The 23,512-nt window shown below is 60.7% G+C and carries 20 protein-coding genes; 13 read left to right on the forward strand and 7 right to left on the reverse strand.

Annotation, left to right across the window (positions count from 1 at the left end):
• Positions 1-9: 9 nt before the first annotated feature.
• From ACP7EE_RS22685 to ACP7EE_RS22710, 6 genes are all read right to left on the reverse strand, one after another.
• Positions 10-891: a symmetrical bis(5'-nucleosyl)-tetraphosphatase gene (locus ACP7EE_RS22685; RefSeq protein WP_426205641.1), complete on the reverse strand. Its 882-nt coding sequence runs from the start codon at positions 889-891 to the stop codon at positions 10-12.
• A complete protein-coding gene (apaG, locus tag ACP7EE_RS22690) occupies positions 891-1,271 on the reverse strand; it encodes a Co2+/Mg2+ efflux protein ApaG (protein WP_420647206.1) in 381 nt (126 codons plus the stop codon). The genes ACP7EE_RS22685 and apaG overlap by 1 nt, the downstream gene beginning before the upstream one ends.
• Before the next feature lie 112 nt (positions 1,272-1,383).
• Complete coding sequence (rsmA, locus tag ACP7EE_RS22695; RefSeq protein ID WP_420647205.1) at positions 1,384-2,202, reverse strand: 16S rRNA (adenine(1518)-N(6)/adenine(1519)-N(6))-dimethyltransferase RsmA; 819 nt, start codon at positions 2,200-2,202, stop codon at positions 1,384-1,386.
• Positions 2,199-3,188 (reverse strand): 4-hydroxythreonine-4-phosphate dehydrogenase PdxA, encoded by a 990-nt coding sequence (gene pdxA / locus ACP7EE_RS22700; RefSeq protein ID WP_426236892.1) that lies wholly within the window; start codon positions 3,186-3,188, stop codon positions 2,199-2,201. Before pdxA ends, rsmA begins: the two co-directional genes overlap by 4 nt.
• A complete protein-coding gene (gene surA, locus ACP7EE_RS22705; protein ID WP_426236894.1) occupies positions 3,185-4,501 on the reverse strand; it encodes a peptidylprolyl isomerase SurA in 1,317 nt (438 codons plus the stop codon). Before surA ends, pdxA begins: the two co-directional genes overlap by 4 nt.
• A complete protein-coding gene (locus ACP7EE_RS22710) occupies positions 4,482-7,256 on the reverse strand; it encodes an LPS-assembly protein LptD (protein WP_426236896.1) in 2,775 nt (924 codons plus the stop codon). The genes surA and ACP7EE_RS22710 overlap by 20 nt, the downstream gene beginning before the upstream one ends.
• A 130-nt stretch (positions 7,257-7,386) precedes the next feature.
• On the opposite strand from ACP7EE_RS22710, the gene ACP7EE_RS22715 reads away from it, so the two are divergent.
• Genes ACP7EE_RS22715 through ACP7EE_RS22725 form a run of 3 tightly spaced genes read left to right on the forward strand, consistent with a single transcriptional unit; the run spans position 7,387 to position 9,843 of the window.
• Positions 7,387-8,406, forward strand: coding sequence for an aminoglycoside phosphotransferase family protein (locus tag ACP7EE_RS22715; RefSeq protein ID WP_426236898.1), 1,020 nt, complete (start codon positions 7,387-7,389; stop codon positions 8,404-8,406).
• Positions 8,403-9,074, forward strand: a complete 672-nt coding sequence (gene murU / locus ACP7EE_RS22720; RefSeq protein ID WP_426205636.1) for an N-acetylmuramate alpha-1-phosphate uridylyltransferase MurU — start codon at positions 8,403-8,405, stop codon at positions 9,072-9,074. The genes ACP7EE_RS22715 and murU overlap by 4 nt, the downstream gene beginning before the upstream one ends.
• 1 nt (position 9,075) lies before the next feature.
• Positions 9,076-9,843 (forward strand): TerB family tellurite resistance protein, encoded by a 768-nt coding sequence (locus ACP7EE_RS22725; protein WP_420647199.1) that lies wholly within the window; start codon positions 9,076-9,078, stop codon positions 9,841-9,843.
• 103 nt (positions 9,844-9,946) lie between these two features.
• On the opposite strand, the gene ACP7EE_RS22730 is transcribed toward ACP7EE_RS22725, so the two are convergent.
• On the reverse strand, positions 9,947-10,936 hold the full coding sequence (locus ACP7EE_RS22730; protein ID WP_426236900.1) for an alpha/beta hydrolase family protein: 990 nt from the start codon (positions 10,934-10,936) through the stop codon (positions 9,947-9,949).
• A gap of 73 nt (positions 10,937-11,009) precedes the next feature.
• On the opposite strand from ACP7EE_RS22730, the gene ACP7EE_RS22735 reads away from it, so the two are divergent.
• From ACP7EE_RS22735 to trpE, 10 genes are all read left to right on the forward strand, one after another.
• Positions 11,010-13,409 (forward strand): PAS domain-containing sensor histidine kinase, encoded by a 2,400-nt coding sequence (locus tag ACP7EE_RS22735; RefSeq protein WP_426236902.1) that lies wholly within the window; start codon positions 11,010-11,012, stop codon positions 13,407-13,409.
• Positions 13,410-14,039: a response regulator gene (locus ACP7EE_RS22740; RefSeq protein WP_223487535.1), complete on the forward strand. Its 630-nt coding sequence runs from the start codon at positions 13,410-13,412 to the stop codon at positions 14,037-14,039.
• Positions 14,040-14,402: 363 nt separating this feature from the next.
• Entirely contained in the window at positions 14,403-15,527 is a 1,125-nt protein-coding gene (locus ACP7EE_RS22745; protein WP_426236905.1) for an ABC transporter ATP-binding protein, read from the forward strand.
• A 47-nt stretch (positions 15,528-15,574) separates the two neighbouring features.
• On the forward strand, positions 15,575-16,618 hold the full coding sequence (locus ACP7EE_RS22750) for an ABC transporter substrate-binding protein (RefSeq protein WP_038363355.1): 1,044 nt from the start codon (positions 15,575-15,577) through the stop codon (positions 16,616-16,618).
• Between the two features lie 179 nt (positions 16,619-16,797).
• Positions 16,798-18,045: an ABC transporter permease gene (locus tag ACP7EE_RS22755; RefSeq protein ID WP_420647194.1), complete on the forward strand. Its 1,248-nt coding sequence runs from the start codon at positions 16,798-16,800 to the stop codon at positions 18,043-18,045.
• A gap of 12 nt (positions 18,046-18,057) precedes the next feature.
• Positions 18,058-18,882: an ABC transporter permease gene (locus ACP7EE_RS22760; RefSeq protein WP_008084123.1), complete on the forward strand. Its 825-nt coding sequence runs from the start codon at positions 18,058-18,060 to the stop codon at positions 18,880-18,882.
• 303 nt (positions 18,883-19,185) lie between these two features.
• Positions 19,186-20,334 carry an iron-containing alcohol dehydrogenase gene (locus ACP7EE_RS22765; protein WP_426236907.1) on the forward strand — a complete coding sequence of 383 codons (1,149 nt, stop codon included), beginning with the start codon at positions 19,186-19,188 and terminating at the stop codon, positions 20,332-20,334.
• An 80-nt stretch (positions 20,335-20,414) separates the two neighbouring features.
• Positions 20,415-21,089: a ribulose-phosphate 3-epimerase gene (gene rpe / locus ACP7EE_RS22770; protein WP_426205630.1), complete on the forward strand. Its 675-nt coding sequence runs from the start codon at positions 20,415-20,417 to the stop codon at positions 21,087-21,089.
• The gene (locus ACP7EE_RS22775; protein ID WP_420647191.1) at positions 21,086-21,904 is read left to right on the forward strand and encodes a phosphoglycolate phosphatase; all 819 of its coding nucleotides are present in this window, start codon (positions 21,086-21,088) and stop codon (positions 21,902-21,904) included. Before rpe ends, ACP7EE_RS22775 begins: the two co-directional genes overlap by 4 nt.
• Positions 21,905-21,974: 70 nt before the next feature.
• Positions 21,975-23,453, forward strand: coding sequence for an anthranilate synthase component I (gene trpE, locus ACP7EE_RS22780; protein WP_426236910.1), 1,479 nt, complete (start codon positions 21,975-21,977; stop codon positions 23,451-23,453).
• Positions 23,454-23,512: the final 59 nt, after the last annotated feature.

Raw genomic sequence — 23,512 nt, forward strand, 5'->3', positions numbered from 1 at the left:
AAACGCAGTCTAGCGCGGGGCGCTGGCTGGCGAAGATTCGGTGATAAGTGGCGCGACTGCGGGCAGCAGGCCGCCGTGTTCGTCGCATTTGCACGACAGGCGCTCGCCGCTGTCGACGTTCATCAGGGTCAGGCTGCCGCCCCACACACATCCGGTGTCGAGGGCCGAGATGCCCGGCTCATGCACATTGCCTTCCAGCGCGGCCCAGTGGCCGAAGATTATCCGCAGACCACGGGTCTTGCGTTCCTTGTGCTGGAACCACGGCTTGTAGCCGGGCGGGGCGCTGTCGAGACCTTCCTTGCTTTTGAGGTCGAGCTTGCCCTCGGCGGTACAGAAGCGCATGCGCGTGAAATAGTTGGTGATCACCCGCAAGCGGGTCACACCTTTCAGATCGTTATCCCATTTCGCCGGTTCGTTGCCGTACATGCCATCGAGAAACGCCGGGAACAGGTTGTCGTCGCGCAATGCCGCTTCAACTTCGCCGGCGCACTTCAAGGCCCGGCGCAATGACCATTGCGGCGGAATGCCCGCATGCGTCATCGCCACTTCGCGGCGTTCGTCGTAGTGCATGAGCTTTTGCTGGCGCAGCCACTCCATCAATTCGGCGCAGTCAGGGGCTTCGACGATCTCGCGCAGGGTGTCGCTTTTTTTCATGCGCTCGATGTTCCTCGCGGCCGCGAGCAGGTGCAGATCATGGTTGCCCAGCACGCAGACCAGCGACTCGCGCATCCCATACAGGAAGCGCAGGGTCTCCAGCGATTGCGGGCCACGGTTGACCAGATCACCCACCAGCCACAGCCGATCGTGAGCCGGGTCGAAGGCGACTTGCTTGAGCAGGCACTTGAGTGGCTCAAGACAGCCTTGCAGGTCGCCGACGGCATAAGTCGTCATCAGTGCAGGGATCCGGGAACGGCGAGGCGGAAGGGTTTGATGACCGCGTCGAAGTGTTTGCCATCAGTCGCGACCATTTCGTAGGTGCCCTGCATGGTGCCGACCTTGGTGGTCATCACTGTGCCACTGCTGTAGGTGTGGCTCTGACCGGCGTCGATCAACGGCTGCTGACCGACGACGCCAGCACCACGAACCTCCTCGACATGCCCGTCGCCATCAGTGATCACCCAGTGCCGGGAAATCAGCCGGGCAGGCTGCTCGCCATTGTTGTGCACGGTGATGGTGTAGGCGAAGGCAAAGCGGTCTTGCTCGGGTTGTGATTGGTCTGCCAGATAGTGCGTAACGACACTGACGTCGACCTGATAACGAGGATCGGACATGCAAAAAGGCCTTAGAAGCGGAGCGCGGAGGCGTAGCTGATCGGGATTCAGTCTAGGCAAGTATCGGGCAGTAAACCAGACTGGCTGGCTGCCCGATAGCGATCATTGCCTGTCAGTCGGCTGCAGGTTGTGGCGCTGGCTGCTCGGCGAGCTTGTCGGCCAAGCGCACAAAAGCGGCGAGATCGAGCTGCTCGGGACGCAGGCTGCCATCGACGCCGGCGGCTTCGATCTCGTCGTTGCTCATCAATTGCTTGAGCGTATTGCGCAGGGTTTTGCGGCGCTGGTTGAAGGCTTCGCGCACGACGCGCTCCAGCAGTTTGTGATCCTTGGCCGGGTGCGGCAGCACAGCGTGTGGCACCAGACGCACGATGGCCGAGTCGACCTTCGGCGGCGGATTGAACGCGCCCGGGCCGACGTTGAACAGATGCTCAACGCGGCAGTGGTACTGAACCATGATCGACAGGCGACCCCAGTCACCGCCACCTGGGCCGGCAGCCAGACGCTCAACCACTTCTTTTTGCAGCATGAAGTGCATGTCGCGGATGATCCCTGCGTTGTTCAGCAGGTGAAAGATCAGCGGCGTGGAGATGTTGTACGGCAGGTTGCCAACCACGCGCAGGCTGTTCGGCGCGGCGTTGAGGCTATTGAAGTCGAACTTCAGCGCATCACCCTGATGCAGATTGAAGTTGCTCATGCCGGCGAACTGCTGGTTGAGGATCGGGATCAGGTCCTTGTCCAGCTCCACCACATCAAGTTGCCCGCCACTCTTGAGCAGCCCTTGGGTCAGCGCGCCCTGGCCCGGACCGATTTCCAGCAGGCGATCTTCGGGTTTGGCGTGGATGGAGCGCAGGATGCGGTCGATAACGCCGGCATCGTGCAGGAAGTTCTGGCCAAAGCGTTTACGCGCCTTGTGTTGGTAATGCTCAGTCATACATGGGTCTCGGCCATCTGGTAGGCGGTTTCCAGGGCGACTTGCAGGCTGCCGGTGTCGATCTTGCCGCTGCCGGCCAGATCCAGGGCAGTGCCGTGGTCGACCGAGGTGCGGATGATCGGCAAGCCGAGGGTCACGTTGACCGCCGCGCCGAAGCCTTTGTACTTCAGCACGGGCAGGCCCTGGTCGTGGTACATCGCCAGCACCGCGTCGCAGTGCTCCAGATATTTGGGGGTAAACAGAGTGTCGGCAGGCAGCGGGCCACGAAGGTCCATGCCCTCGCCGCGCAGGCGCTCTAATGTAGGTTCGATGATGTCGATTTCTTCATGGCCCAGATGTCCGCCTTCACCGGCGTGCGGGTTGAGCCCGCAGACCAGGATGCGCGGTTGGGCGATGCCGAATTTTTGTTGCAGGTCGCTGTGCAGAATCCGCGTGACCCGCTCCAGCCGCTCAGACGTGATCGCATCGGCAATCTCGCGCAAGGGCAGGTGGGTGGTGACCAGTGCCACGCGCAAACCGCGGGTGGCGAGCATCATCACCACTTGCGCGGTGTGCGTCAGGTCGGCCAGAAATTCCGTATGCCCGGAGAAGGCAATGCCCGATTCGTTGATCACGCCTTTGTGTACCGGAGCGGTGATCATCCCGGCGAAGTCGCCGTTCAGACAGCCATTGCCGGCGCGGGTCAGGGTCTCAAGGACGAATGCGGCGTTGGCCTTGTCCAGTTGCCCGGCAACCACGGGGGCGCTGAGCGGAGTGTCCCAGACATACAGGCTGTTGGCGGGCGCCGGCGCGTCCGGCCAGTGACCGGGGGACACCGCTAGCAGATTGACGGCCAGCCCCAACTGCGCGGCCCGCTCTATGAGCAGGTCGCGGCTGGTGATGGCAATCAGGGGATGTGGCTGGGTTTGCGAGGCGAGCAGCAGGCACAGGTCTGGACCTATGCCGGCCGGTTCGCCGGGTGTCAGCGCGAAACGCTTGGGTTTCACTGCGCTGCCTGGTCTGCACCAGGGAGTTTGATCTCTACGTACGCTTCGTCACGGATCTGACGCAGCCAGGTTTGCAGCTCTTCGTCGTATTTGCGGTTACGCAGTACGGTCATTGCTTGCTGCTCACGGGCCTGTTCGGTGCCGTCAGTGGCGCGACGGCCAAGGACTTCCAGAACGTGCCAGCCATATTGAGTCTGGAACGGCCTGGACAACTGACCTTGTGGGGTCTTGGCCATCACTTCGCGGAATTCCGGAACCAGTGCGTTAGGGTCGATCCAGTTCAGGTCGCCGCCATTGAGGGCAGAACCCGGATCTTCCGAGTAGCTCTTGGCCAGCGTGGCGAAGTCTTCGCCTGCTTCGATACGCGAGTACAGCGACTCGACCAAAGCCTTGGTTTTCGCTTCATCGCGGATCGGGCTTGGTTTGACCAGGATGTGCCGCACATGCACTTCGTCACGTACCTGAGCCTCGCCACCACGTTTGCCCAACAGCTTCAGGATGATGAAGCCGCCCGGAGTACGTGCCGGCTGTGTCACTTCGCCAACGGACATGGTGCTCAGTTCGCGATCGAACGGCGGTGGCAGCTGAGCAGCTTTACGCCAGCCCATGTCGCCGCCTTCCAGTGCGTTGTCGCTGGCAGATTTGGCCACGGCCAGTTGACCGAAGTCGGCGCCTTGCTTGAGCTGCTGATAAACCTCCATGGCCTGACGCGCGGCGTTCTGAATCGCATCAGAGTTGGCACTTTCCGGCGTCGGAATCAGGATGTTGGCCAGGTGCAGTTCTTCAGAGAGCTGCATCTTGCCCAGGTCGGAGGCGAGGAAGTTTTTCACTTCCTGCTCCGAAACCTGAATACGTTCGGCAACACGGCGCTGACGCACACGGCTGATGACCATTTCGCGGCGGATCTGCTCACGGGCGTCGTCATAAGACAGACCGTCGCGAGCCAGAGCAGCGCGGAATTGGTCCACGGACATGTTGTTGCGCTGCGCAATGGTGCCGACAGCCTGGTTCAGTTCTTCATCAGTGATGCGAATGCCGGAGCGTTCGCCGATCTGCAGTTGCAGGTTTTCGACGATCAGGCGTTCGAGCACCTGCTGGTCCAGCACGCCCGGAGGAGGCGCGCCACCGCCACGCTTGGCGATGGTTTGCTGCACTTCGTGGACGCGTTGATCCAGCTGGCTCTGCATGACCACGTCGTTATCGACGATGGCCACCACTTTATCGAGGGACTGTACCGCGGCGTTGGCCGCGGTACCCAGGAACAGCGCGCCCAGCATCAGCGGGCGCAGACAATCAGAAAGCTTGGTCTTCACGTTGACGATAACCTTGGATGCCTTTGTCGAGGAAGCTCTCTACCTTGGCGCCAGTGAGGCCGCCGAGTCCCTTCAGAACAATTTGGAGGAAGATGCCGTGGTCGCCTTTTTCGTTTTCCGGGGCGTTCTGACTGTTCTCGTCATAGCTGACCCAGTAACGGTTGATCAGGCGCAGTTTCCAGCAGCAGTTGTCGTATTCGAAACCACCGAAGGCTTCCAGCGTGCGGTTACGGTTGTAGTCATACTGCCAGCGGCTGATAGCGCTCCACTGTGGAACGATCGGCCAGATGACCGAGAAGTCATGCTGCTGGATCTTGTAGTAGTCCTTCACGTAACCCGGTTGACCCGGAGTGCCGTAGTCACCACCGCCCACCGACCATTTACCGGTGTTCTGGTCATAACGAACCTGGTCATTGCGATAGCGATAACCAACGTTGACCACCTTGTTCGGGTTGTCTTCGGGCTGGTAGTGGAACATCGCGCTGCCGGAGCGTGGGCTGCGGCTGTCCGGATCCCAGTTGTAATCGGCAATAGTGCGCCAATCACGGTTCCAGCGGTATTCGTATTCCAGTGCGTACGGCGAGACGTTGGATTTGGCATCGTCACGATCGCTGAACGCAATGCCTGGCAACTGAACCTTGCGATCCTTGAAGTACAGGGCCTGGCCGATGCTGATGCGTTGACGCTCGAAACCGTCGTCTTCGATCCAGCGGTTGGTCACACCCAACGACAGCTTGTTCTCGTCACCGACACGGTCGGCACCGGAGAAGCGGTTGTCGCGGAACAGCGACGCGTAGTTGAAGGTATATTCGCTGGTGTCGAACACCGGGATATCGGACTGATCTTTCTCGGGTACATAGAGATAGAACAGACGCGGTTCCAGAGTCTGACGGTAGTCTTTGCCGAACCATTGGGTGTTGCGGTCGAAATACAGGCCGCTGTCGATGCTGGCGATCGGAACGCCGCGATTCTGACTGCTGCTGTAGTCTTCGCCTGCCAACAGGGAGGTTTTCCCTTTCTGGTCGAGATCCAATTGGTACTGCGTGTACTGATACTTGAGCGATGGTTTGATGAAACCGTATGTCCAGTTCATCGGCAGGCTGACGCCAGGTTTCAGGTTCAGTCGATCGCCGTTGGCGCGAGCGAGGCCCTGGACGTTGTTATCCAGGCGAGATTCGACGGTGCCATCTTCGTTAACGAAGTTTCCATCCTTCAAATCACGATCAAACCGCACAAGCTCGGTCTCGTAATCGAATTGCAGACCCTCCGGATGATACGGCAGCTGACCATTGAAGGTGATCTGCGGCAGACGGTCATACGGAGTGATGTTCGACACGGTCGCCAACTGATACGCCTGAGCGTTCAGACGTGCTGTATAGCTGTCGCCACGGTAGGTGACCGAACCCTGCTGGTTCACATAGTCGTCGCTTTTTATACCGATCTGATCAGTCTGCAGATCCTGGAAGTAATACGGATCGCTGATCTTGGTGTAATCGACCTGGGTCAGGACGCGGGAGTCGAGACCGCCCTTGTGCTGCCAGTTGTACATGTAGCGGGTTTTTTCGTAATCGGTCTGCTTGCTGCGATCGGTGTTGTCGTCGTTCAGATACGCGGCGCCAAACTGGCCTTCGCTCGACTGGGTGAGATAACGGAACTCACCTTCCACCAGCATGCCGCGCTTGCTCATGTAGCGCGGGTACAACGTGGCGTCATAGTTCGGCGCCAGGTTGAAGTAATACGGAGTAACCAGCGTGAAGCCGGTATCGCTGCCGGTGCCGATGGTCGGCGGCAGGAAGCCGGACTGGCGACGGTCATCGATCGGGAAATAGATGTACGGCGTGTACAGGATCGGAATGTCCTTGACCCGCAGCGTCACGTTGGTCGCGGTACCGAAACCGGTGGCCGGGTTCAAGGTGATGTTGTTGCCCTTGAGCTGCCAGGCGTTGCTGTTCGGTTCGCACGTGGTGTACGTGCCGTCCTTCAAGCGGATGATCGCGTTTTCGGCACGCTTGGCGTACAGCGCGTTACCGCGAATGCGCGATTTGTGCATCACGTATTCAGCGTTGTCGACCTTGGCTTCACCGGTATCGAGCTGCACCTGAGCGGCGTCGCCAACGATCAGTGCGCCGTTGTCGCGGATGCGCACGTTGCCGGCCAGTTCGCCACGGTTTTCGGCCTGATACAGGTTGGCCTCGTCGGCCTCGACCTGCATGCTGCCCTGACGCATGACCACGTCACCGGCAAGGCTGGCAACCTGAGAATCCTGCTGATAACGCGACGCCTTGGCACCGATGAAGGTCGGGGCGTCACTTTTATTCGTCTTGTCATTCATGCCAGGACGAATCGGTTCGATATAGGAACCAGAGCAGTAAGGACCGGTCTCGGCCAATTGGGCGGCGGTGAGCTTCTCGCGCGGAACCCAGTCGAGGTGACTGTAGTCTTCGCTACGGGACTTCAGGCCGCGGCCCTTGGACTCGGTAACCAGTGCGGTTTTCGGACCGCTGTCCTGGCTGGTGCCTTCCTCGGAACTGGCTTCGCCAGCGGCACTGACGGCGCTGCCGTCATGTACCGGACGCGGAGGCAAAGCAGCCGCCGGCGTCTTGGGCGCACAGTCCCAGGCACCCGTAGCCGAAACGGAACAGTCATACTGCTCGGCGGCGACAACGAAGGAACTGGCCAGAGGTTGCATAGCCAGCAGACTGCCGGTTACCAACAACGGAAATTTTTTACGAAACGCGGGGGATTTCAATGCCATCTTATTAGTCCGGGCTTCCTGCGTGCCATCTGCCCGCGGTGTGGGCCGCACGCCTCTCGATGGTCTGAAAAAGATGCTGGATAATAAAGCATGACCCGCTTGACGGCTAGCGCCGTCGGAGACCCTTGCAATGCCTGACCAAGATGTACGCTTGCAACACCTGAAAGTTTGGCTCGATGAACAACTGGCAAGCCTTTTTGCCGCGCAAGGCTGGGGCGCCGTACCCCCGGCCACGTTGACCGCGGCCAGCAGCGACGCGAGTTTTCGCCGTTACTTCCGTTGGGAAGGCGCGGGTCGCAGTTTTGTCGTGATGGACGCACCTCCACCCCAGGAAAACTGCAAACCGTTCGTGGATATCGCGTTTTTGCTGGCGAAATCCGGAATAAATGTTCCAAAAATTTACGCGGAAGACCTCGATCGCGGATTTCTTTTGCTCAATGACCTCGGCAACCAGACCTATCTGGATGTGATCAATGGCGAAAATGCCGACGATCTGTTCGACGACGCACTGCAAGCATTGCTGGCTCTCCAGCAGTTGCCAATGGTCGCGCCATTGCCGAGCTATGACGTGGCATTGCTGCGCCGCGAGCTGGAATTGTTCCCTGAGTGGTATGTGAAGCGTGAATTGGGTATCGAGTTCGATGCGGCTCAGCAGCAACTGTGGCAGCAGGTCAGCGAACTGCTGATCGACAGCGCTCTGGCTCAGCCCAAAGTGCTGGTGCACCGCGACTATATGCCACGCAACCTGATGCTCAGCGAACCGAATCCCGGGGTACTGGATTTCCAGGATGCGGTCTACGGCCCGGTGACCTACGACGTGACCTGCCTGTTCAAGGATGCCTTTCTCAGCTGGCCTGAAGAACGTGTGCGCGGCTGGCTGGAAATTTATTGGCAGCAAGCAGCAGCGTTGAACATTCCGGTGCAGCCGGACTTCGAAGACTTCCTGCGCGCCAGCGATCTGATGGGTGTGCAGCGTCATCTGAAAGTCATCGGCATTTTCGCGCGCATCTGCCACCGCGATGGCAAGCCGCGTTATCTGGCGGATGTGCCGCGTTTCTTTGCCTATATAGAAGCGGTGATCGCGCGGCGTCCTGAGCTGGCGGATCTGCAAGCGCTGTTGAGCAGCCTGCGCGGCGGAGTGACTGCATGAAAGCGATGATACTGGCGGCAGGCAAAGGCGAGCGCATGCGCCCGCTGACCCTGACCACCCCCAAACCGCTGGTGCGCGCTGGCGGGGTTCCCCTGATCGAATATCACCTGCGCGCCCTCGCGGCGGCAGGCTTCAACGAAATCGTGATCAACCACGCCTGGCTCGGTCAGCAGATCGAGGATTACTTGGGCGACGGCTCGCAGTTCGGCGTCAGCATCCAGTACTCGCCGGAAGGCGAACCTCTGGAAACCGGCGGCGGGATTTTCCGCGCCTTGCCGCTGCTCGGTGATGACGCGTTTCTGGTGGTCAACGGTGATATCTGGACCGATTACGACTTCAGCGTCTTGCATCAGCCGAGCAACGGCCTGGCGCATCTGGTGCTGGCGGACAACCCGGCGCATCACCCGACTGGCGATTTCATGCTGGTCGATGGTGAGGTGCAGGATGCTCAGCCCGGTGCTGCGACCCTGACCTACAGCGGCATCGCAGTGCTGCATCCGCAGTTGTTCGATGGCTGCACGGACGGCGCATTCAAACTCGCGCCGTTATTGCGTAAAGCCATGGGCGAAGGGCAGGTGACAGGCGAGCGTCTGAAAGGCCACTGGGTTGATGTCGGCACTCACGAGCGTCTGGCCGAAGCCGAAACCTTGATAGAAGCGAGTCGCTGATATGTTGTGGCCAGGGACTCTGATTGGAGCCGGAGCGGGTTTTGCGATTGCAAGCATTCCGGGGGCCATGCTTGGGGCTTTGTTGGGGCAAGCACTGGATCGGCGCCTGCAACTGCAGAGCTGGGGGCATTTGCGGGAAAAACTCGGCGGCAAGCCGATGCTGCGCAACGACGAACTGCTGTTCGTGTTGCTCGGGCGGCTGGCCAAACGCGACGGGCGCGTCACGGACGGGCATATCCAGCAGGCGCGTCAGGAGATGCGCGCGTTGGAGATGAGTGAGCCGGCACAGCGCCGGGCGATTGCTGCGTTCAATCGCGGCAAGTCCGGCAGTGACAATTTGCGCGGTTATCTGCGGCGCTTGAGTGGTCAGCCGCACGCCGCCGAAGGTGTGTTGCGTGCCTGCTTGCGCATGGTCTGGGCCGATGGCCGGGCCGGTGCCAGTGAGCGTGAGTTGTTGGCGCAGTGGGGCAAGTGGTTGGGCTGGAGCACTCATCAGATCCAGGCCTTGGCCGCTGATTACGAGCCGAACAAGCGTCCGGTGGTGAGTGCTGCGCTGAGCTATCAGGAGGCGATGAGTCTGCTCGGGGTTTCAGCAAGCAGCGAGCCAGCGCAGATCAAGCGCGCTTATCGGCGCCTGCTCAGTCGGCATCATCCGGACAAAATTGCCGGGACGGGGGCGAGTCAGGCGCAGGTGCGTGACGCGACCGACAAGACCCGTGAGTTACATAGCGCGTATACGTTGATTCGAGAGCGCAGAGACTTTCGCTAACGGCTGAATATCAAGAGATCGCAGCCTTCGGCAGCTCCTACAGGGTTCACATCAAACCCGTGTAGGAGCTGCCGAAGGCTGCGATCTTTTGCTTTTGCTGCAATCAGTCCGGGGTTTGCGGATTCAGGAACCCGCGTACGCGACGAAACAACTGTTCCTGCTCAGCCTTGTTGTCCGGCAATGCCTTGAGCGCCACCTGACTGAATGCCGGAGTCTTCAGGCGCTTGCTCGCCTGCATCCGCTCCAGCGCGGCGTTGCGATCCAGCGGCTTGTCCATGTAGAAGAGGTCGGCGGTCGGCAGTTTCAGGGTCGGCGTCAGTTCCACCAGATCCGGCTTGGCCTTCGGCGGCACCTGCGCTGCCACCATCAGAAATTTTGCCACTTGCGATGTCTGCCGCTCACTCAGATAACGCGCCGCCCAATAGGCGCCCGTACCGTGACCGAGCACGACAATGCTGCGGGCACTTTGCGATTCAGCGTAGGCAATCGCAGCGTCGATGCGCGCGAAAATTCGTTCGGCGTCAGCCTTGGACTGCTCTTCAGCCGTTTCGGCAACCACCTTGTCAGCGACATCGGCTTCACCGCCCGCGGCTTGCTCGATCGGCTGGGCGGTGGTCGAGTCCTTGCTGCCGAGGTCGGCGGCTTTCGGCGCGACCGGGGTTTCAACTACGCGCGGTGCGATGGCTTCGCTTTGCTGATCGGGCAGGGTGATACTCAGGCTGCTCCACTTGGCATCCGGCAGTTTTTGCCGCAGCGGACCGATGGCTTGCGGCCAGTCAGCGGTTTCGCCTGCGCCTGGGATGATGATCACCGCGCCCTCGGGTTCGGCGACATTGGCCGGCTTCCACAGGGCGAGGAAGGTGTCGCTGCCTGCCTGCAACTGCTGCTGTTCCTGGGCTGGAACCGTGCGTTCGAGTGCAGCGGCTTCTTCCTGACTACGCTCAAGCAATGGCGAGCGTTCGACCGGTTTTTCTGCAGCGGATTTCTCCGTTGCAGCGGCGGGCGCCGGATCGGCGGCTTCGACGGAAAACGCACTAGGCAGGATCAGCGACAGGCACAATGCTGGCATTGCCAGGCGGGAGACAGGGGGCATCGGTTATTCCAGGCCAGAAAGTATCCCGGCAGCCTAATGGGTTGGTCAGAATTTGTCAGTGTATGAGACTTCAATGATGCGTTTTTGCTGCCTGTGGGTTATCGGCTGTTTGTGCTTTCCCTTGATGGGCTGGGCGGCGCCTGCGCCACCGATGCACAGCGCGCAATTATCGGCGAGCCAGCAGGCGTGGTTGGCGCAGCACAGCGAGTTGCGCGTCGGGCTGGTGTTGCAGGTGCCCTATGCGCAATACGACCGGCGCTTGCAGCGTCTGTCCGGGGCCAATGTCGAGTTGATGAAGTGGCTGGCCCAGGCGCTGAACATCGAGCTGAGCTGGCGCAATTTTCCAGACCTGGCGCAATTGGAAGCCGCGGTGCGTGACGGCGAGGTCGACATCGCTCCGGGTCTGACTCAGACACCGGGTGCGCTGCGCCTGTGGCAATTCTCCGACCCGTACATGCGCGTGCCGCAACTGGTGGTCAGCGACCAGAAGGCCAGCGGCGCGGTGGAGCTGGAAAAGCTCGACAGTCAGACTCGGGTTGCGGTGCGCATGCCGAGCGTCACCGCCGATTATCTGCGTGGCAATTATCCGCATCTGAATCTGCAAGGCGTGCCGCTGGAGCGCCAAGCCTTACAACTGTTGTTGAGTCAGCAAGCGTCGTACGCGGTGGTCGATGAGGCGCAGCTTGGACGACTGTCGGCGGAACCGGAGTTCGCCGGGTTGGTGGTGGTCGGTGATATTGGCCTGCCGCAATTGCTGCGGGTTGCCACCCGACGTGACTGGCCGCAACTGGCGGGGATCGTCGAAAGCGGCTTGCGCGCGATCCCGGCCAAGGATCTGGAACGCTTGCACACACAATGGTTGCAGCCTAAATATCCGCGTCTTACCGAGTCGCCGGGCTTCTGGCAGAACCTCAGCCTGTTGTTCGCTGTGCTGTTACTCAGTTGCGCCGCGATTGTGTGGTGGCAAAGGCGTCAGCAACACAGCCTTGAGCTACGCCTGCTGGCTGCGCGCGAAGACATTGCCCAGCGTGCCGCCAGTGAAGAAGCGCTGCGTCTGACGCAGTTTTCTATCGACCAAAGTACCGTCGGCATTCTCTGGGTCAATTGGGACAGCCACGTGCGCTACGCCAACCGCGCGGCGGAAAACATGCTCGGTTATCTGCAGGGCGCGCTGATCGAGCGGCCGCTGATCGACTTCGAACCTGGCCTGCACATGGATCGCTGGCTCAACCTGTGGAAACGCGCCCGCGCCAGCGAAGAAGGGCCGCTAAGCTTTGAAACCAACTGCGTGCGCGCCGATGGCAGCGTGTTGCCGGCCGATGTGTCGCTGAGCTTCCTGCGTTTTCGCGATAGCGAATATCTGGTGGTTTACCTGACAGACGTCACCGAGCGCCGCCGCGCCCTGGCCGCGTTGCAGGAAAGCGAGGCGCGGCTGCAAGGCATCGCCGCGAACGTGCCGGGTCTGGTGTTCCGTCTTGAGCGGGCACCGGTGACGGGGCAGATCGACTTCGCCTACATCAGCGAGGGCAGCGAAAGTCTGGTCGGCTATGCGCCCGCCGCCATCGCCCATCGTGACATGGGCCTGCGCAGTCTGGTGCACCCGGATGACAAGGCCAGTTATCACCAGACTCAGGATCAGGCGCTGGACACTGACAGCGACTGGTCGTGGCAGGGGCGGATTGTCACCCGCCAAGGCGAGCAGCGCTGGGCCGAAATCAAGGCGATCACCCGGCAACTGGAGGACGGCGCTTACGTCTGGGACGGCATCGTCTGGGACATCAGCGAGAGTAAACGCATCGAGCTGGAGCTGGCCGCATCGCGCGAGCAACTGCGCGAACTGTCGGCGCACCTTGAAAGCGTGCGCGAAGAGGAAAAGGCGCGCATCGCCCGCGAGGTACACGATGAACTGGGACAGATGCTCACGGTGTTGAAACTGGAGACATCCATGTGCGAACTGGCCTACGCGCAACTTGATCCCGGTCTGAACGAACGGCTGAACAGCATGAAGCGCTTGATCGCCCAGTTGTTTCAGCTGGTGCGCGATGTGGCGACGGCGTTGCGCCCGCCGATTCTCGATGCCGGGATTGCGTCGGCCATCGAATGGCAGGCCCGACGGTTTGAGGCGCGTACGCAGATTCCGTGTCTGGTGCAGGTGCCGGACAACCTGCCGCCGCTCAGCGACGCCAAGGCCATCGGGCTGTTCCGGATCTTGCAGGAGGCGCTGACCAACGTCATGCGCCACGCTCAGGCGCATACTGTGGAACTGACGCTGGCGCTGGAAGGCGACGAATTGTGTCTGACGGTCAGCGATGATGGCGTAGGATTTGTCGCCGCTGGCGGTCGGCCGACTTCCTTCGGGGTGGTCGGAATGCGCGAACGCGTGTTGATCATGGGCGGGCAGTTGGCGCTGGACAGTCAGCCGGGTGAAGGCACGACCCTGAGTGTGCGAGTGCCGCTGGATGAGGAGAAGTAAGTGATCCGTGTACTGGTAGCCGAAGACCACACCATCGTCCGTGAAGGCATCAAGCAATTGATCGGCCTGGCCAAAGATCTGCTGGTGGTGGGGGAGGCGAGCAATGGCGAACAACTGCTCGAGACTCTGCGCCATGTGCCGTGCGAAGTCGTGTTGCTGGACATCTCGATGCCCGGTGTAAACGGCCTCGAGGCGATCCCGCGAATTCGTGCGCTGAACAATCCACCGGCAATTCTGGTGCTGTCGATGCACGACGAAGCGCAAATGGCCGCGCGAGCGTTGAAGGTCGGCGCCGCCGGGTATGCGACCAAGGACAGCGATCCGGCGCTGCTGCTGACGGCGATCCGCAAGGTCGCGGCGGGCGGGCGCTATATCGACCCGGATCTGGCCGATCGCATGGTGTTTGAAGTCGGCCTGACCGATGCGCGGCCGCTGCATTCATTGCTCTCGGAGCGCGAGTTTTCGGTGTTCGAGCGCCTCGCCCAAGGCGCCAACGTCAACGACATCGCCCAGCAACTTGCCCTGAGCAGCAAGACCATCAGCACGCACAAGGCGCGTCTGATGCAGAAACTCAACATCACTTCGCTGGCCGAACTGGTCAAGTACGCGATGGAGCACAAACTCCTTTAAACACACCACAAAAACCTGTGGGAGCTGCGGTGCGACGATTCGACTTGCCAGCGATGGCGGTGGATCAGCCTACATTGATGTGACTGACATTCCCTCATCGCTGGCAAGCCAGCTCCCACAGGGTTCTTCGTTCAGCTGTAGATGGTGGGCATGTCCATTAGCGACAGCGGCTTTTGCCTGTGCTGGCGGCTTGTAGCTTCAAGCTTGCTGCTGACTTGCCCAAACGCGCCATCCTTGTAGGGCAATCCCTACCCGCAACCTTCCATCGCGCTGAGGCGATTCTCTCCTGCACCCCGATTTGCGTGACTGCCGCCAGCCACTAGGCTTGATACACAAGCAGTCATCAACAACAAAGGTGTGGGTATGAGCCAGGTCGATTCAAACGCAGGGGCCAGTGATGTGCTGGTCAGCTTTCGTGGAGTGCAGAAGAGCTACGACGGCGAGAACCTGATCGTCAAAGACCTCAACCTGGATATTCGCAAGGGCGAATTCCTCACCCTGCTCGGGCCGTCCGGTTCGGGCAAGACCACCAGCCTGATGATGCTCGCCGGTTTCGAAACGCCGACCGCCGGGGAAATTCTGCTGGCCGGGCGTTCGATCAACAACGTGCCGCCGCACAAACGCGACATCGGCATGGTGTTCCAGAACTACGCGCTGTTCCCGCACATGACCGTCGCCGAAAACCTGGCGTTCCCGCTGACCGTGCGCGGCCTGAACAAGAGCGACGTCAGCGACCGGGTAAAAAAAGTCCTGAGCATGGTGCAGCTCGACGCCTTCGCCCAGCGCTATCCGGCGCAACTCTCCGGTGGTCAGCAACAACGTGTGGCACTGGCCCGCGCCTTGGTGTTCGAGCCGCAACTGGTGCTGATGGACGAACCGCTCGGCGCCCTCGACAAACAACTGCGTGAACACATGCAGATGGAAATCAAACACCTGCACCAGCGCCTCGGCGTGACCGTGGTCTACGTGACCCACGATCAGGGCGAAGCGCTGACCATGTCCGACCGTGTCGCGGTGTTCCATCAGGGCGAGATCCAGCAGATCGCGCCGCCGCGCACCCTCTACGAAGAACCGAAAAACACTTTCGTCGCCAACTTCATCGGTGAAAACAACCGCCTCAACGGGCGTCTGGTCAGTCAGAGCGGTGAGCGCTGTGTGGTCGAGCTGGGTCGTGGGGAAAAGGTCGAGGCATTGGCGGTCAACGTCGGCCAGACCGGCGAGCCGGTGACCCTGTCGATCCGTCCGGAGCGCGTCAGCCTCAACGGTTCGAGCGATCAATGCGTCAACCGCTTCTCCGGGCGGGTGGCCGAATTCATCTACCTGGGCGACCACGTCCGGGTACGCCTGGAAGTTTGCGGCAAGACCGACTTCTTCGTGAAACAACCGATTGCCGAGCTCGATCCAGCGCTCGCCGTCGGCGACGTGGTACCGCTTGGCTGGCAGGTCGAACACGTTCGCGCGCTCGACCCACTTCTAGAGACGCATTAATCGCCCCGCAATACCAACACCAACCCTGCACGTGGAGAGAACAATAAATGTTGAGATCCCTGAAGTTCACAGCCCTGACCCTGGGCCTGATGGGTGCGGCCAGCGCAATGGCCGCCGGCCCGGATCTGACCGTGGTGTCGTTTGGCGGGGCGAACAAGGCGGCGCAAGTCAAAGCCTTCTACGCACCGTGGGAAGCGGCGGGCAACGGCAAAATTGTTGCTGGCGAGTACAACGGCGAGATGGCCAAGGTCAAAGCCATGGTCGATACCAAGAGCGTGTCGTGGGACCTGGTGGAAGTTGAATCACCGGAACTGTCCCGTGGCTGCGACGAAGACATGTTCGAGCAGCTTGATCCTGCGCTGTTCGGCAAAACCGAAGACTACGTCAAAGGCGCAATCCAGCCGTGCGGCGTGGGTTTCTTCGTGTGGTCGACCGTGCTCGCCTACAACGCTGACAAGCTGAAAACCGCGCCAACCAGCTGGGCGGATTTCTGGGACACCAAGAAATTCCCGGGCAAACGTGGCCTGCGCAAAGGCGCCAAGTACACCCTCGAATTCGCTTTGATGGCCGATGGTGTTGCGCCGAAAGACGTCTACAAGGAACTGGCGAGCAAGGGTGGTCAGGATCGCGCGTTCAAGAAACTTGATGAGCTGAAACCGAGCATTCAATGGTGGGAGGCCGGTGCGCAACCGCCGCAGTACCTGGCTTCCGGTGACGTGGTGATGAGCTCGGCCTACAACGGCCGCATCGCTGCAGTGCAGAAAGAATCCAACCTGAAAGTGGTGTGGAACGGCGGCATCTACGACTTCGACGCATGGGCCATCCCGAAAGGTCTGGACGCCAAGCGTGCGGAAGCGGCGAAGAAATTCATCGCGTTCTCGGTACAGCCGCAGCAGCAGAAGACCTACTCGGAAAACATCGCCTACGGCCCGGCCAACACCCAAGCCGTGCCGCTGCTGGCCAAGGATGTCCTGAAAGACATGCCGACCACCCCGGAAAACATCGCCAACCAGGTGCAGATCGACGTCAGCTTCTGGGCGGACAACGGCGAGCAACTGGAGCAGCGCTTCAACTCCTGGGCTGCGAAGTAACCAAAACCCCAACTTCGGGAATGAGCTGTTGTGGCGAGGGAGCTTGCTCCCGCTGGGTTGCGAAGCAGCCCCAAAATACTTGTGAGTGCTGCGCACTCAAGCGGGAGCAAGCTCCCTCGCCACACAAGCCAATTCCCACAGGTTGTATGAATTAGAAAGATCGATTTGCGGAGTACGTCATGGCCATCGCCGTTCCCCTGAACGCGGGCAACAGCCCCACTTTGAAGCAGCGGCTCAAGCGCGCCGAGCGGGTCAACCGCTGGAAGGCCCAGGCACTGATCGCGCCGCTGGTGCTGTTTCTGTTGCTGGTGTTTCTGGTGCCGATCGTGGCGCTGCTCTACAAAAGCGTGGGCAACCCGGAAGTGGTCGGCGGCATGCCGCGCACCGTGGCGGCCATCGCCAGTTGGGACGGCCGCGGTCTGCCCGCTGAACCGGTGTACAAAGCCGCCAGCGAAGACCTTGCCGAAGCACGCAAAAACCAGACGCTGGGCGATCTGTCCAAGCGCTTGAACATGGAGTTGGCCGGCTATCGCAGCCTGCTGACCAAAACCGCCCGCGCGCTGCCATTCGCCAGCGAACCGGCCTCTTATAAAGAAGCACTGGAAGCCCTCGATGAACGCTGGGGCGATCCGGCCTACTGGCAAGCGGTGCGCCGCAACACCAGCAACATCACCCCGTATTACTTGCTGGCCTCGGTCGATCACCGCATCGACGACCTCGGCGAAATCGCCCCGGCCACCCCGGATCAGGCGATCTACCTCGACATTTTCGCCCGCACGTTCTGGATGGGCCTGGTCATCACCGTGATCTGCCTGGTCCTCGCCTACCCGCTGGCCTACTTGCTGGCGAACCTGCCGTCGCGCCAGAGCAACCTGCTGATGATTCTGGTGTTGCTGCCGTTCTGGACCTCGATTCTGGTGCGCGTCGCGGCGTGGATCGTGCTGCTGCAATCGGGCGGATTGATCAACAGCGGGCTGATGGCCATGGGCATCATCGATAAGCCGCTGGAGCTGGTGTTCAACCGCACCGGGGTCTACATCTCGATGGTGCACATCCTGCTGCCGTTCATGATTTTGCCGATCTACAGCGTGATGAAAGGCATCTCGCCGACTTACATGCGCGCTGCGATATCCCTCGGTTGCCACCCGTTCGCCAGTTTCTGGCGGGTGTACTTCCCGCAGACCTATGCCGGTATCGGCGCCGGGTGCCTGCTGGTGTTCATCCTCGCCATCGGCTACTACATCACCCCGGCGCTGCTCGGCAGCCCGAACGATCAAATGGTCAGCTACTTCGTCGCCTTCTACACCAACACCAGCATCAACTGGGGCATGGCCACCGCACTTGGCGGGTTGTTGCTGCTGGCGACCGTGGTGCTTTATCTGATCTACAGCTGGCTGGTGGGCGCCAGTCGCCTGCGCCTGAGCTAAGGGGAATTTGAAATGCTGAGTCCTTACATGTCGCCCATCGAACGGGTGTGGTTCTACAGCCTGCGGATTCTCTGCGGCCTGATCCTGTTGTTCCTGATCCTGCCGGTGCTGGTGATCATTCCGCTGTCGTTCAACTCCGGCAGTTTTCTGGTGTACCCGCTGCAAGGTTTCTCGCTGCAGTGGTATCACGACTTCTTCGCCTCGGCGGAATGGATGCGTGCGCTGAAGAACAGCATCATCGTCGCCCCGGCCGCGACCGTGCTGGCGATGATCTTCGGCACGCTGGCGGCGATCGGCCTGACCCGAGGGGATTTTCCCGGCAAGGCGCTGGTGATGGCGCTGGTGATTTCGCCGATGGTAGTGCCGGTGGTGATCATTGGTGTGGCGAGTTATCTGTTCTTCGCACCGTTGGGCTTGGGCAACAGCTTCTTCTCGCTGATCGTGGTGCACGCGGTGCTGGGCGTGCCGTTTGTGATCATCACTGTGTCGGCGACCTTGCAGGGCTTCAACCATAATCTGGTGCGAGCGGCGGCCAGTCTCGGTGCTTCGCCGCTGACCGCGTTTCGTCGGGTGACCTTGCCATTGATTGCGCCGGGGGTTATTTCCGGGGCGCTGTTTGCCTTTGCGACTTCGTTTGATGAGGTGGTGGTGACGCTATTTCTGGCGGGGCCGGAGCAGGCGACTTTGCCACGGCAGATGTTTAGCGGGATTCGCGAGAATTTGAGTCCGACGATTGCGGCTGCTGCTACGTTACTGATCGCCTTCTCGGTCATCCTCCTGTTGACGCTCGAATGGCTGCGCGGCCGCAGCGAAAAACTGCGTACTGCTCAGGTTTAGTGTTCGCTGGACATTTTTTCCCCCTCACCCCAGCCCTCCCGAAACGTCGGACCGCCCCCAAGGGGGCGAGGGGGAAGGGAGCCGATTTGTGAGCTCTTCAAAACTTGAGTTCAATTTGATATTTCAGGTCGGCGTAGCTTGAATCAGCAACTCGGTCAGTCCCCTCTCCCTCCGGGAGAGGGCTAGGGTGAGGGGCTCTTGATCTTTCTCTTCAAACCACCATTCACAGTCTGAATACCAGACAACCCCAAATCCCCAGCTAATCTTGTGCCCAGCTCCCACATCTATAAGAGGCTGCGCACCATGAGTCTTTCTTCGTTCAAAATCGCCCACAAGCTGATCACCGGTGCCGCCGCCATCGAGCAGCTCGCCGCCGAACTCACGCGCCTCGACATCGACAACCCGCTGATCGTCACCGACGCCGCGCTGGTCAAATCCGGCACGGTCGAGCTGGCGCTGGCGCATCTCGGCGGGCGTAATTACGAAATCTTCGACCGCGTGTTGCCAGACCCGGAAATCGCCATCGTCGAGGACTGCATGCGCGTCTACCGTGAGGGCGGGCATGACGGTTTGATCGGGCTGGGCGGTGGCAGCGCTATCGACATCGCCAAAAGCGTCGCGGCGTACGCCGGTTATCACGGTGCGCTGGAAGATTTGTTCGGCGTTGATCAGGTACCGCGCAAAGGCCCGCCACTGATCGCCATTCCGACCACCGCCGGTACCGGTTCGGAAGTCACCAACGTGGCGATTCTCTCGGACAAGATCGCGCAATTGAAGAAGGGCATCGTCAGCGATTATCTGCTGCCGGACGTGGCGCTGGTCAGTCCGCAAATGACCCTGACCTGTCCGCGCAGCGTGACTGCCGCCAGTGGTGTCGATGCGCTGGTGCATGCCATCGAATCCTATCTGTCGCTGAATGCCTCGCCGATTACCGATGCGCTGGCCATCGGCGCGATCAAGTTGATCGCCAAATCCTTGCCCAAGGCCTACGCCAATCCGTCCAACCTGCAAGCCCGCGAAGACATGGCCACCGCCAGCCTGATGGCCGGCATGGCGTTCGGTAATGCCGGGGTTGGCGCGGTGCATGCGCTGGCCTATCCGCTCGGTGGGCGGTTCAACATTGCCCACGGTGTCAGCAATGCGCTGTTGCTGCCGTACGTCATGACCTGGAACAAGATGGCCAGCGTCGAACGCATGCAGGATATCGCCGAAGCCATGGGGGTGAAGACCGCTCATCTGAGTCTGAATGCTGCGGCGGACAGCGCGGTGCAGGCCATGACCGAACTGTGTGCGGCGGTGGAAATTCCCCAGGGCCTGCGCAGTTTCGGCGTGCCGGAAGATGCCATCCCGGCCATGGCCGTGGAGGCCGCGGGCATCGAGCGTCTGATGCGCAACAATCCGCGCAAGCTCAGCGCGGCGGATATCGAGAAGATTTATCGCGCCGCCTACTGATCATCGCAGTCACGGTGCGCGCGCGGAAACTTGAGGTATACAATGCGCGCCATCGTGATTTAGCTCAGAAAAGGTGCGTCATGCAGCCCTTCGTAATTGCTCCTTCGATTCTCTCCGCCGACTTCGCCCGCCTCGGCGAAGAAGTGGACAACGTTCTGGCCGCCGGTGCCGACTTCGTCCACTTCGATGTCATGGACAACCACTACGTGCCCAACCTGACCATCGGCCCGATGGTTTGCGCGGCGCTGCGCAAGTACGGCGTTACCGCGCCAATCGACGCGCACCTGATGGTCAGCCCGGTGGATCGCATCGTTGGCGACTTCATCGAAGCCGGCGCGACCTACATCACCTTCCACCCGGAAGCCACGCAACACGTCGACCGCTCGCTGCAACTGATCCGCGAGGGCGGCTGCAAATCCGGCCTGGTGTTCAACCCGGCGACCTCGCTGGAAGTGCTCAAGTACGTGATCGACAAGGTTGACATGGTCTTGCTGATGAGCGTCAACCCGGGCTTCGGCGGGCAGAAATTCATTCCCGGCACCCTCGACAAATTGCGCGAAGCGCGCGCCATCATTGATGCGTCGGGCCGTGACATTCGTCTGGAAATCGACGGCGGGGTCAACGTCAACAACATCCGTGAAATCGCCGCTGCCGGCGCTGACACCTTTGTTGCCGGCTCGGCGATTTTCAACGCGCCGAACTATCAGGAAGTCATCGACAAGATGCGTGCCGAACTGGCGCTGGCCCGTCCATGAGCGGTTTTGAGCAGCTGTTCCCGGGCAAACTGCCACGGTTGGTGATGTTCGATCTGGATGGCACGCTGATCGATTCGGTCCCCGACCTGGCGGTGGCGGTGGACCACATGCTGCTCAGCCTCGGGCGAAAACCGGCCGGTCTCGAATCGGTACGCGAGTGGGTCGGCAACGGCGCGCCAGTGCTGGTGCGCCGCGCGCTGGCCGGCGGCATCGAGCATTCTTCCGTGGATGACGTCGAAGCCGAGCATGCACTGGAAGTGTTCATGGAAGCTTACGGCGCCAGCCATGAGCTGACCGTGGTCTATCCCGGCGTGCGCGACACCTTGAAATGGCTGCACAAGCAAGGCGTGGCCATGGCGTTGATCACCAACAAGCCGGAGCGCTTCGTGGCGCCGCTGCTGGATCAGATGAAGATCGGCCGCTACTTCAAGTGGATCATCGGCGGCGATACTCTGCCGCAGAAAAAACCTGATCCGGCCGCGCTGTTCTTCGTCATGAAAATGGCCAACATCCCGGCCTCGCAATCGCTGTTCGTCGGCGACTCGCGCAGCGATGTACTGGCGGCGAAAGCGGCGGGGGTCAAGTGTGTCGCGTTGAGTTATGGCTACAACCACGGCCGGCCGATTGCCGAGGAATCGCCGACGCTGGTGATCGATGATCTGCGCAGACTAATTCCCGGTTGCCTCGATACGGCCGCTGGGATAACGTTGCCCGACGCTGTTCAACCCCCTGCTGGAAACGCCATCGTGGTGGTCACTCGCAAACTCTGGATGAAAGTCATCAAGGCCCTGGCCCGCTGGCGTTGGCGCGCCTGACTGGTTCCTGGCCGGCCTGCCGGCACGTTTGCACACCTGACTGATTGCACCTCACACCACGAGGCACCCCATGATCCGCGAAGAATTCCTGCGTTTGGCCGCTGCCGGCTATAACCGTATCCCGTTGGCCTGCGAAACCCTGGCCGACTTCGACACGCCGCTGTCGATCTACCTGAAACTGGCCGACCAGCCCAACTCCTACCTGCTCGAATCGGTGCAGGGCGGCGAGAAATGGGGCCGCTATTCGATCATCGGTCTGCCGTGCCGCACCGTGCTGCGGGTTCACGACCATCACGTCAGCATCACCGTCGATGGCGTCGAAACCGAAAGCCACGATGTTGAAGATCCGTTGGCTTTCGTCGAAGACTTCAAAGCGCGCTACAACGTGCCGACCATCGCCGGTCTGCCGCGTTTCAACGGTGGTCTGGTCGGTTACTTCGGTTACGACTGTGTGCGTTATGTGGAAAAACGCCTTGGCAAATGCCCGAACCCCGATCCGCTGGGCGTGCCGGACATTCTGCTGATGGTTTCCGACGCGGTCGTCGTATTCGACAACCTCGCCGGCAAGATGCACGCGATCGTGCTGGCCGACCCGGCGCAGGCCGATGCCTACGAGCAAGGTCAGGCGCGTTTGCAGGAACTGCTGGAGCAACTGCGCCAGCCGATCACCCCGCGCCGCGGTCTGGACTTCAGCAAGCAGCAAGCGGCCGATCCGATCTTCCGCTCCAGTTTCACCCAGAGCGACTACGAAAAAGCCGTCGACACCATCAAGGAATACATCCTTGCCGGTGACTGCATGCAGGTTGTGCCGTCGCAACGCATGTCGATCGACTTCAAGGCTGCGCCGATCGATCTGTACCGCGCGCTGCGTTGCTTCAACCCGACGCCTTATATGTACTTCTTCAACTTCGGCGACTTCCACGTCGTCGGCAGTTCGCCGGAAGTGCTGGTGCGGGTTGAAGACAATCTGATCACGGTGCGGCCGATTGCCGGTACGCGTCCGCGTGGCGCGACCGAAGAGGCCGATCTGGCGCTGGAAGAAGACTTGCTCTCGGATGACAAAGAGATCGCCGAGCATTTGATGCTGATCGATCTGGGGCGCAACGACACTGGCCGGGTTTCGGAAATCGGTTCGGTGAAGCTCACCGAGAAAATGGTCATCGAGCGTTATTCCAACGTGATGCACATCGTGTCCAACGTCACCGGCCAGTTGAAAGCCGGGCTGACGGCGATGGATGCACTGCGGGCGATTCTGCCGGCGGGCACCTTGTCCGGCGCGCCGAAGATCCGCGCGATGGAAATCATCGACGAACTGGAACCGGTCAAGCGTGGCGTATATGGCGGCGCGGTCGGTTACTTCGCGTGGAACGGCAATATGGATACCGCGATTGCGATTCGTACCGCTGTGATCAAAAACGGCGAACTGCATGTGCAGGCCGGTGGCGGCATCGTTGCCGACTCGGTGCCGGCGCTGGAATGGGAAGAAACCCTGAACAAGCGCCGGGCGATGTTCCGTGCCGTGGCACTGGCTGAACAGACCCCGGACTGATTGATCGGCATAAAAAAACGCGGCGCCCGCAAGGACGCCGCGTTTTTTATTGCCTGCTG

This window comes from Pseudomonas sp. TWP3-2 (assembly GCF_049897765.1).
Lineage (GTDB): Bacteria > Pseudomonadota > Gammaproteobacteria > Pseudomonadales > Pseudomonadaceae > Aquipseudomonas.

What these genes read in the sequence shown, in the direction of transcription:
- ACP7EE_RS22685 (WP_426205641.1), bottom strand. Translation starts at nt 891, where the DNA reads ATGACGACTTATGCCGTCGGCGACCTGCAAGGCTGTCTTGAGCCACTC.
- apaG (WP_420647206.1), bottom strand. Translation starts at nt 1,271, where the DNA reads ATGTCCGATCCTCGTTATCAGGTCGACGTCAGTGTCGTTACGCACTAT.
- rsmA (WP_420647205.1), bottom strand. Translation starts at nt 2,202, where the DNA reads ATGACTGAGCATTACCAACACAAGGCGCGTAAACGCTTTGGCCAGAAC.
- ACP7EE_RS22710 (WP_426236896.1), bottom strand. Translation starts at nt 7,256, where the DNA reads ATGGCATTGAAATCCCCCGCGTTTCGTAAAAAATTTCCGTTGTTGGTA.
- ACP7EE_RS22715 (WP_426236898.1), top strand. Translation starts at nt 7,387, where the DNA reads ATGCCTGACCAAGATGTACGCTTGCAACACCTGAAAGTTTGGCTCGAT.
- murU (WP_426205636.1), top strand. Translation starts at nt 8,403, where the DNA reads ATGAAAGCGATGATACTGGCGGCAGGCAAAGGCGAGCGCATGCGCCCG.
- ACP7EE_RS22725 (WP_420647199.1), top strand. Translation starts at nt 9,076, where the DNA reads ATGTTGTGGCCAGGGACTCTGATTGGAGCCGGAGCGGGTTTTGCGATT.
- ACP7EE_RS22730 (WP_426236900.1), bottom strand. Translation starts at nt 10,936, where the DNA reads ATGCCCCCTGTCTCCCGCCTGGCAATGCCAGCATTGTGCCTGTCGCTG.
- ACP7EE_RS22735 (WP_426236902.1), top strand. Translation starts at nt 11,010, where the DNA reads ATGATGCGTTTTTGCTGCCTGTGGGTTATCGGCTGTTTGTGCTTTCCC.
- ACP7EE_RS22745 (WP_426236905.1), top strand. Translation starts at nt 14,403, where the DNA reads ATGAGCCAGGTCGATTCAAACGCAGGGGCCAGTGATGTGCTGGTCAGC.
- ACP7EE_RS22750 (WP_038363355.1), top strand. Translation starts at nt 15,575, where the DNA reads ATGTTGAGATCCCTGAAGTTCACAGCCCTGACCCTGGGCCTGATGGGT.
- ACP7EE_RS22755 (WP_420647194.1), top strand. Translation starts at nt 16,798, where the DNA reads ATGGCCATCGCCGTTCCCCTGAACGCGGGCAACAGCCCCACTTTGAAG.
- ACP7EE_RS22760 (WP_008084123.1), top strand. Translation starts at nt 18,058, where the DNA reads ATGCTGAGTCCTTACATGTCGCCCATCGAACGGGTGTGGTTCTACAGC.
- ACP7EE_RS22765 (WP_426236907.1), top strand. Translation starts at nt 19,186, where the DNA reads ATGAGTCTTTCTTCGTTCAAAATCGCCCACAAGCTGATCACCGGTGCC.
- rpe (WP_426205630.1), top strand. Translation starts at nt 20,415, where the DNA reads ATGCAGCCCTTCGTAATTGCTCCTTCGATTCTCTCCGCCGACTTCGCC.
- ACP7EE_RS22775 (WP_420647191.1), top strand. Translation starts at nt 21,086, where the DNA reads ATGAGCGGTTTTGAGCAGCTGTTCCCGGGCAAACTGCCACGGTTGGTG.
- trpE (WP_426236910.1), top strand. Translation starts at nt 21,975, where the DNA reads ATGATCCGCGAAGAATTCCTGCGTTTGGCCGCTGCCGGCTATAACCGT.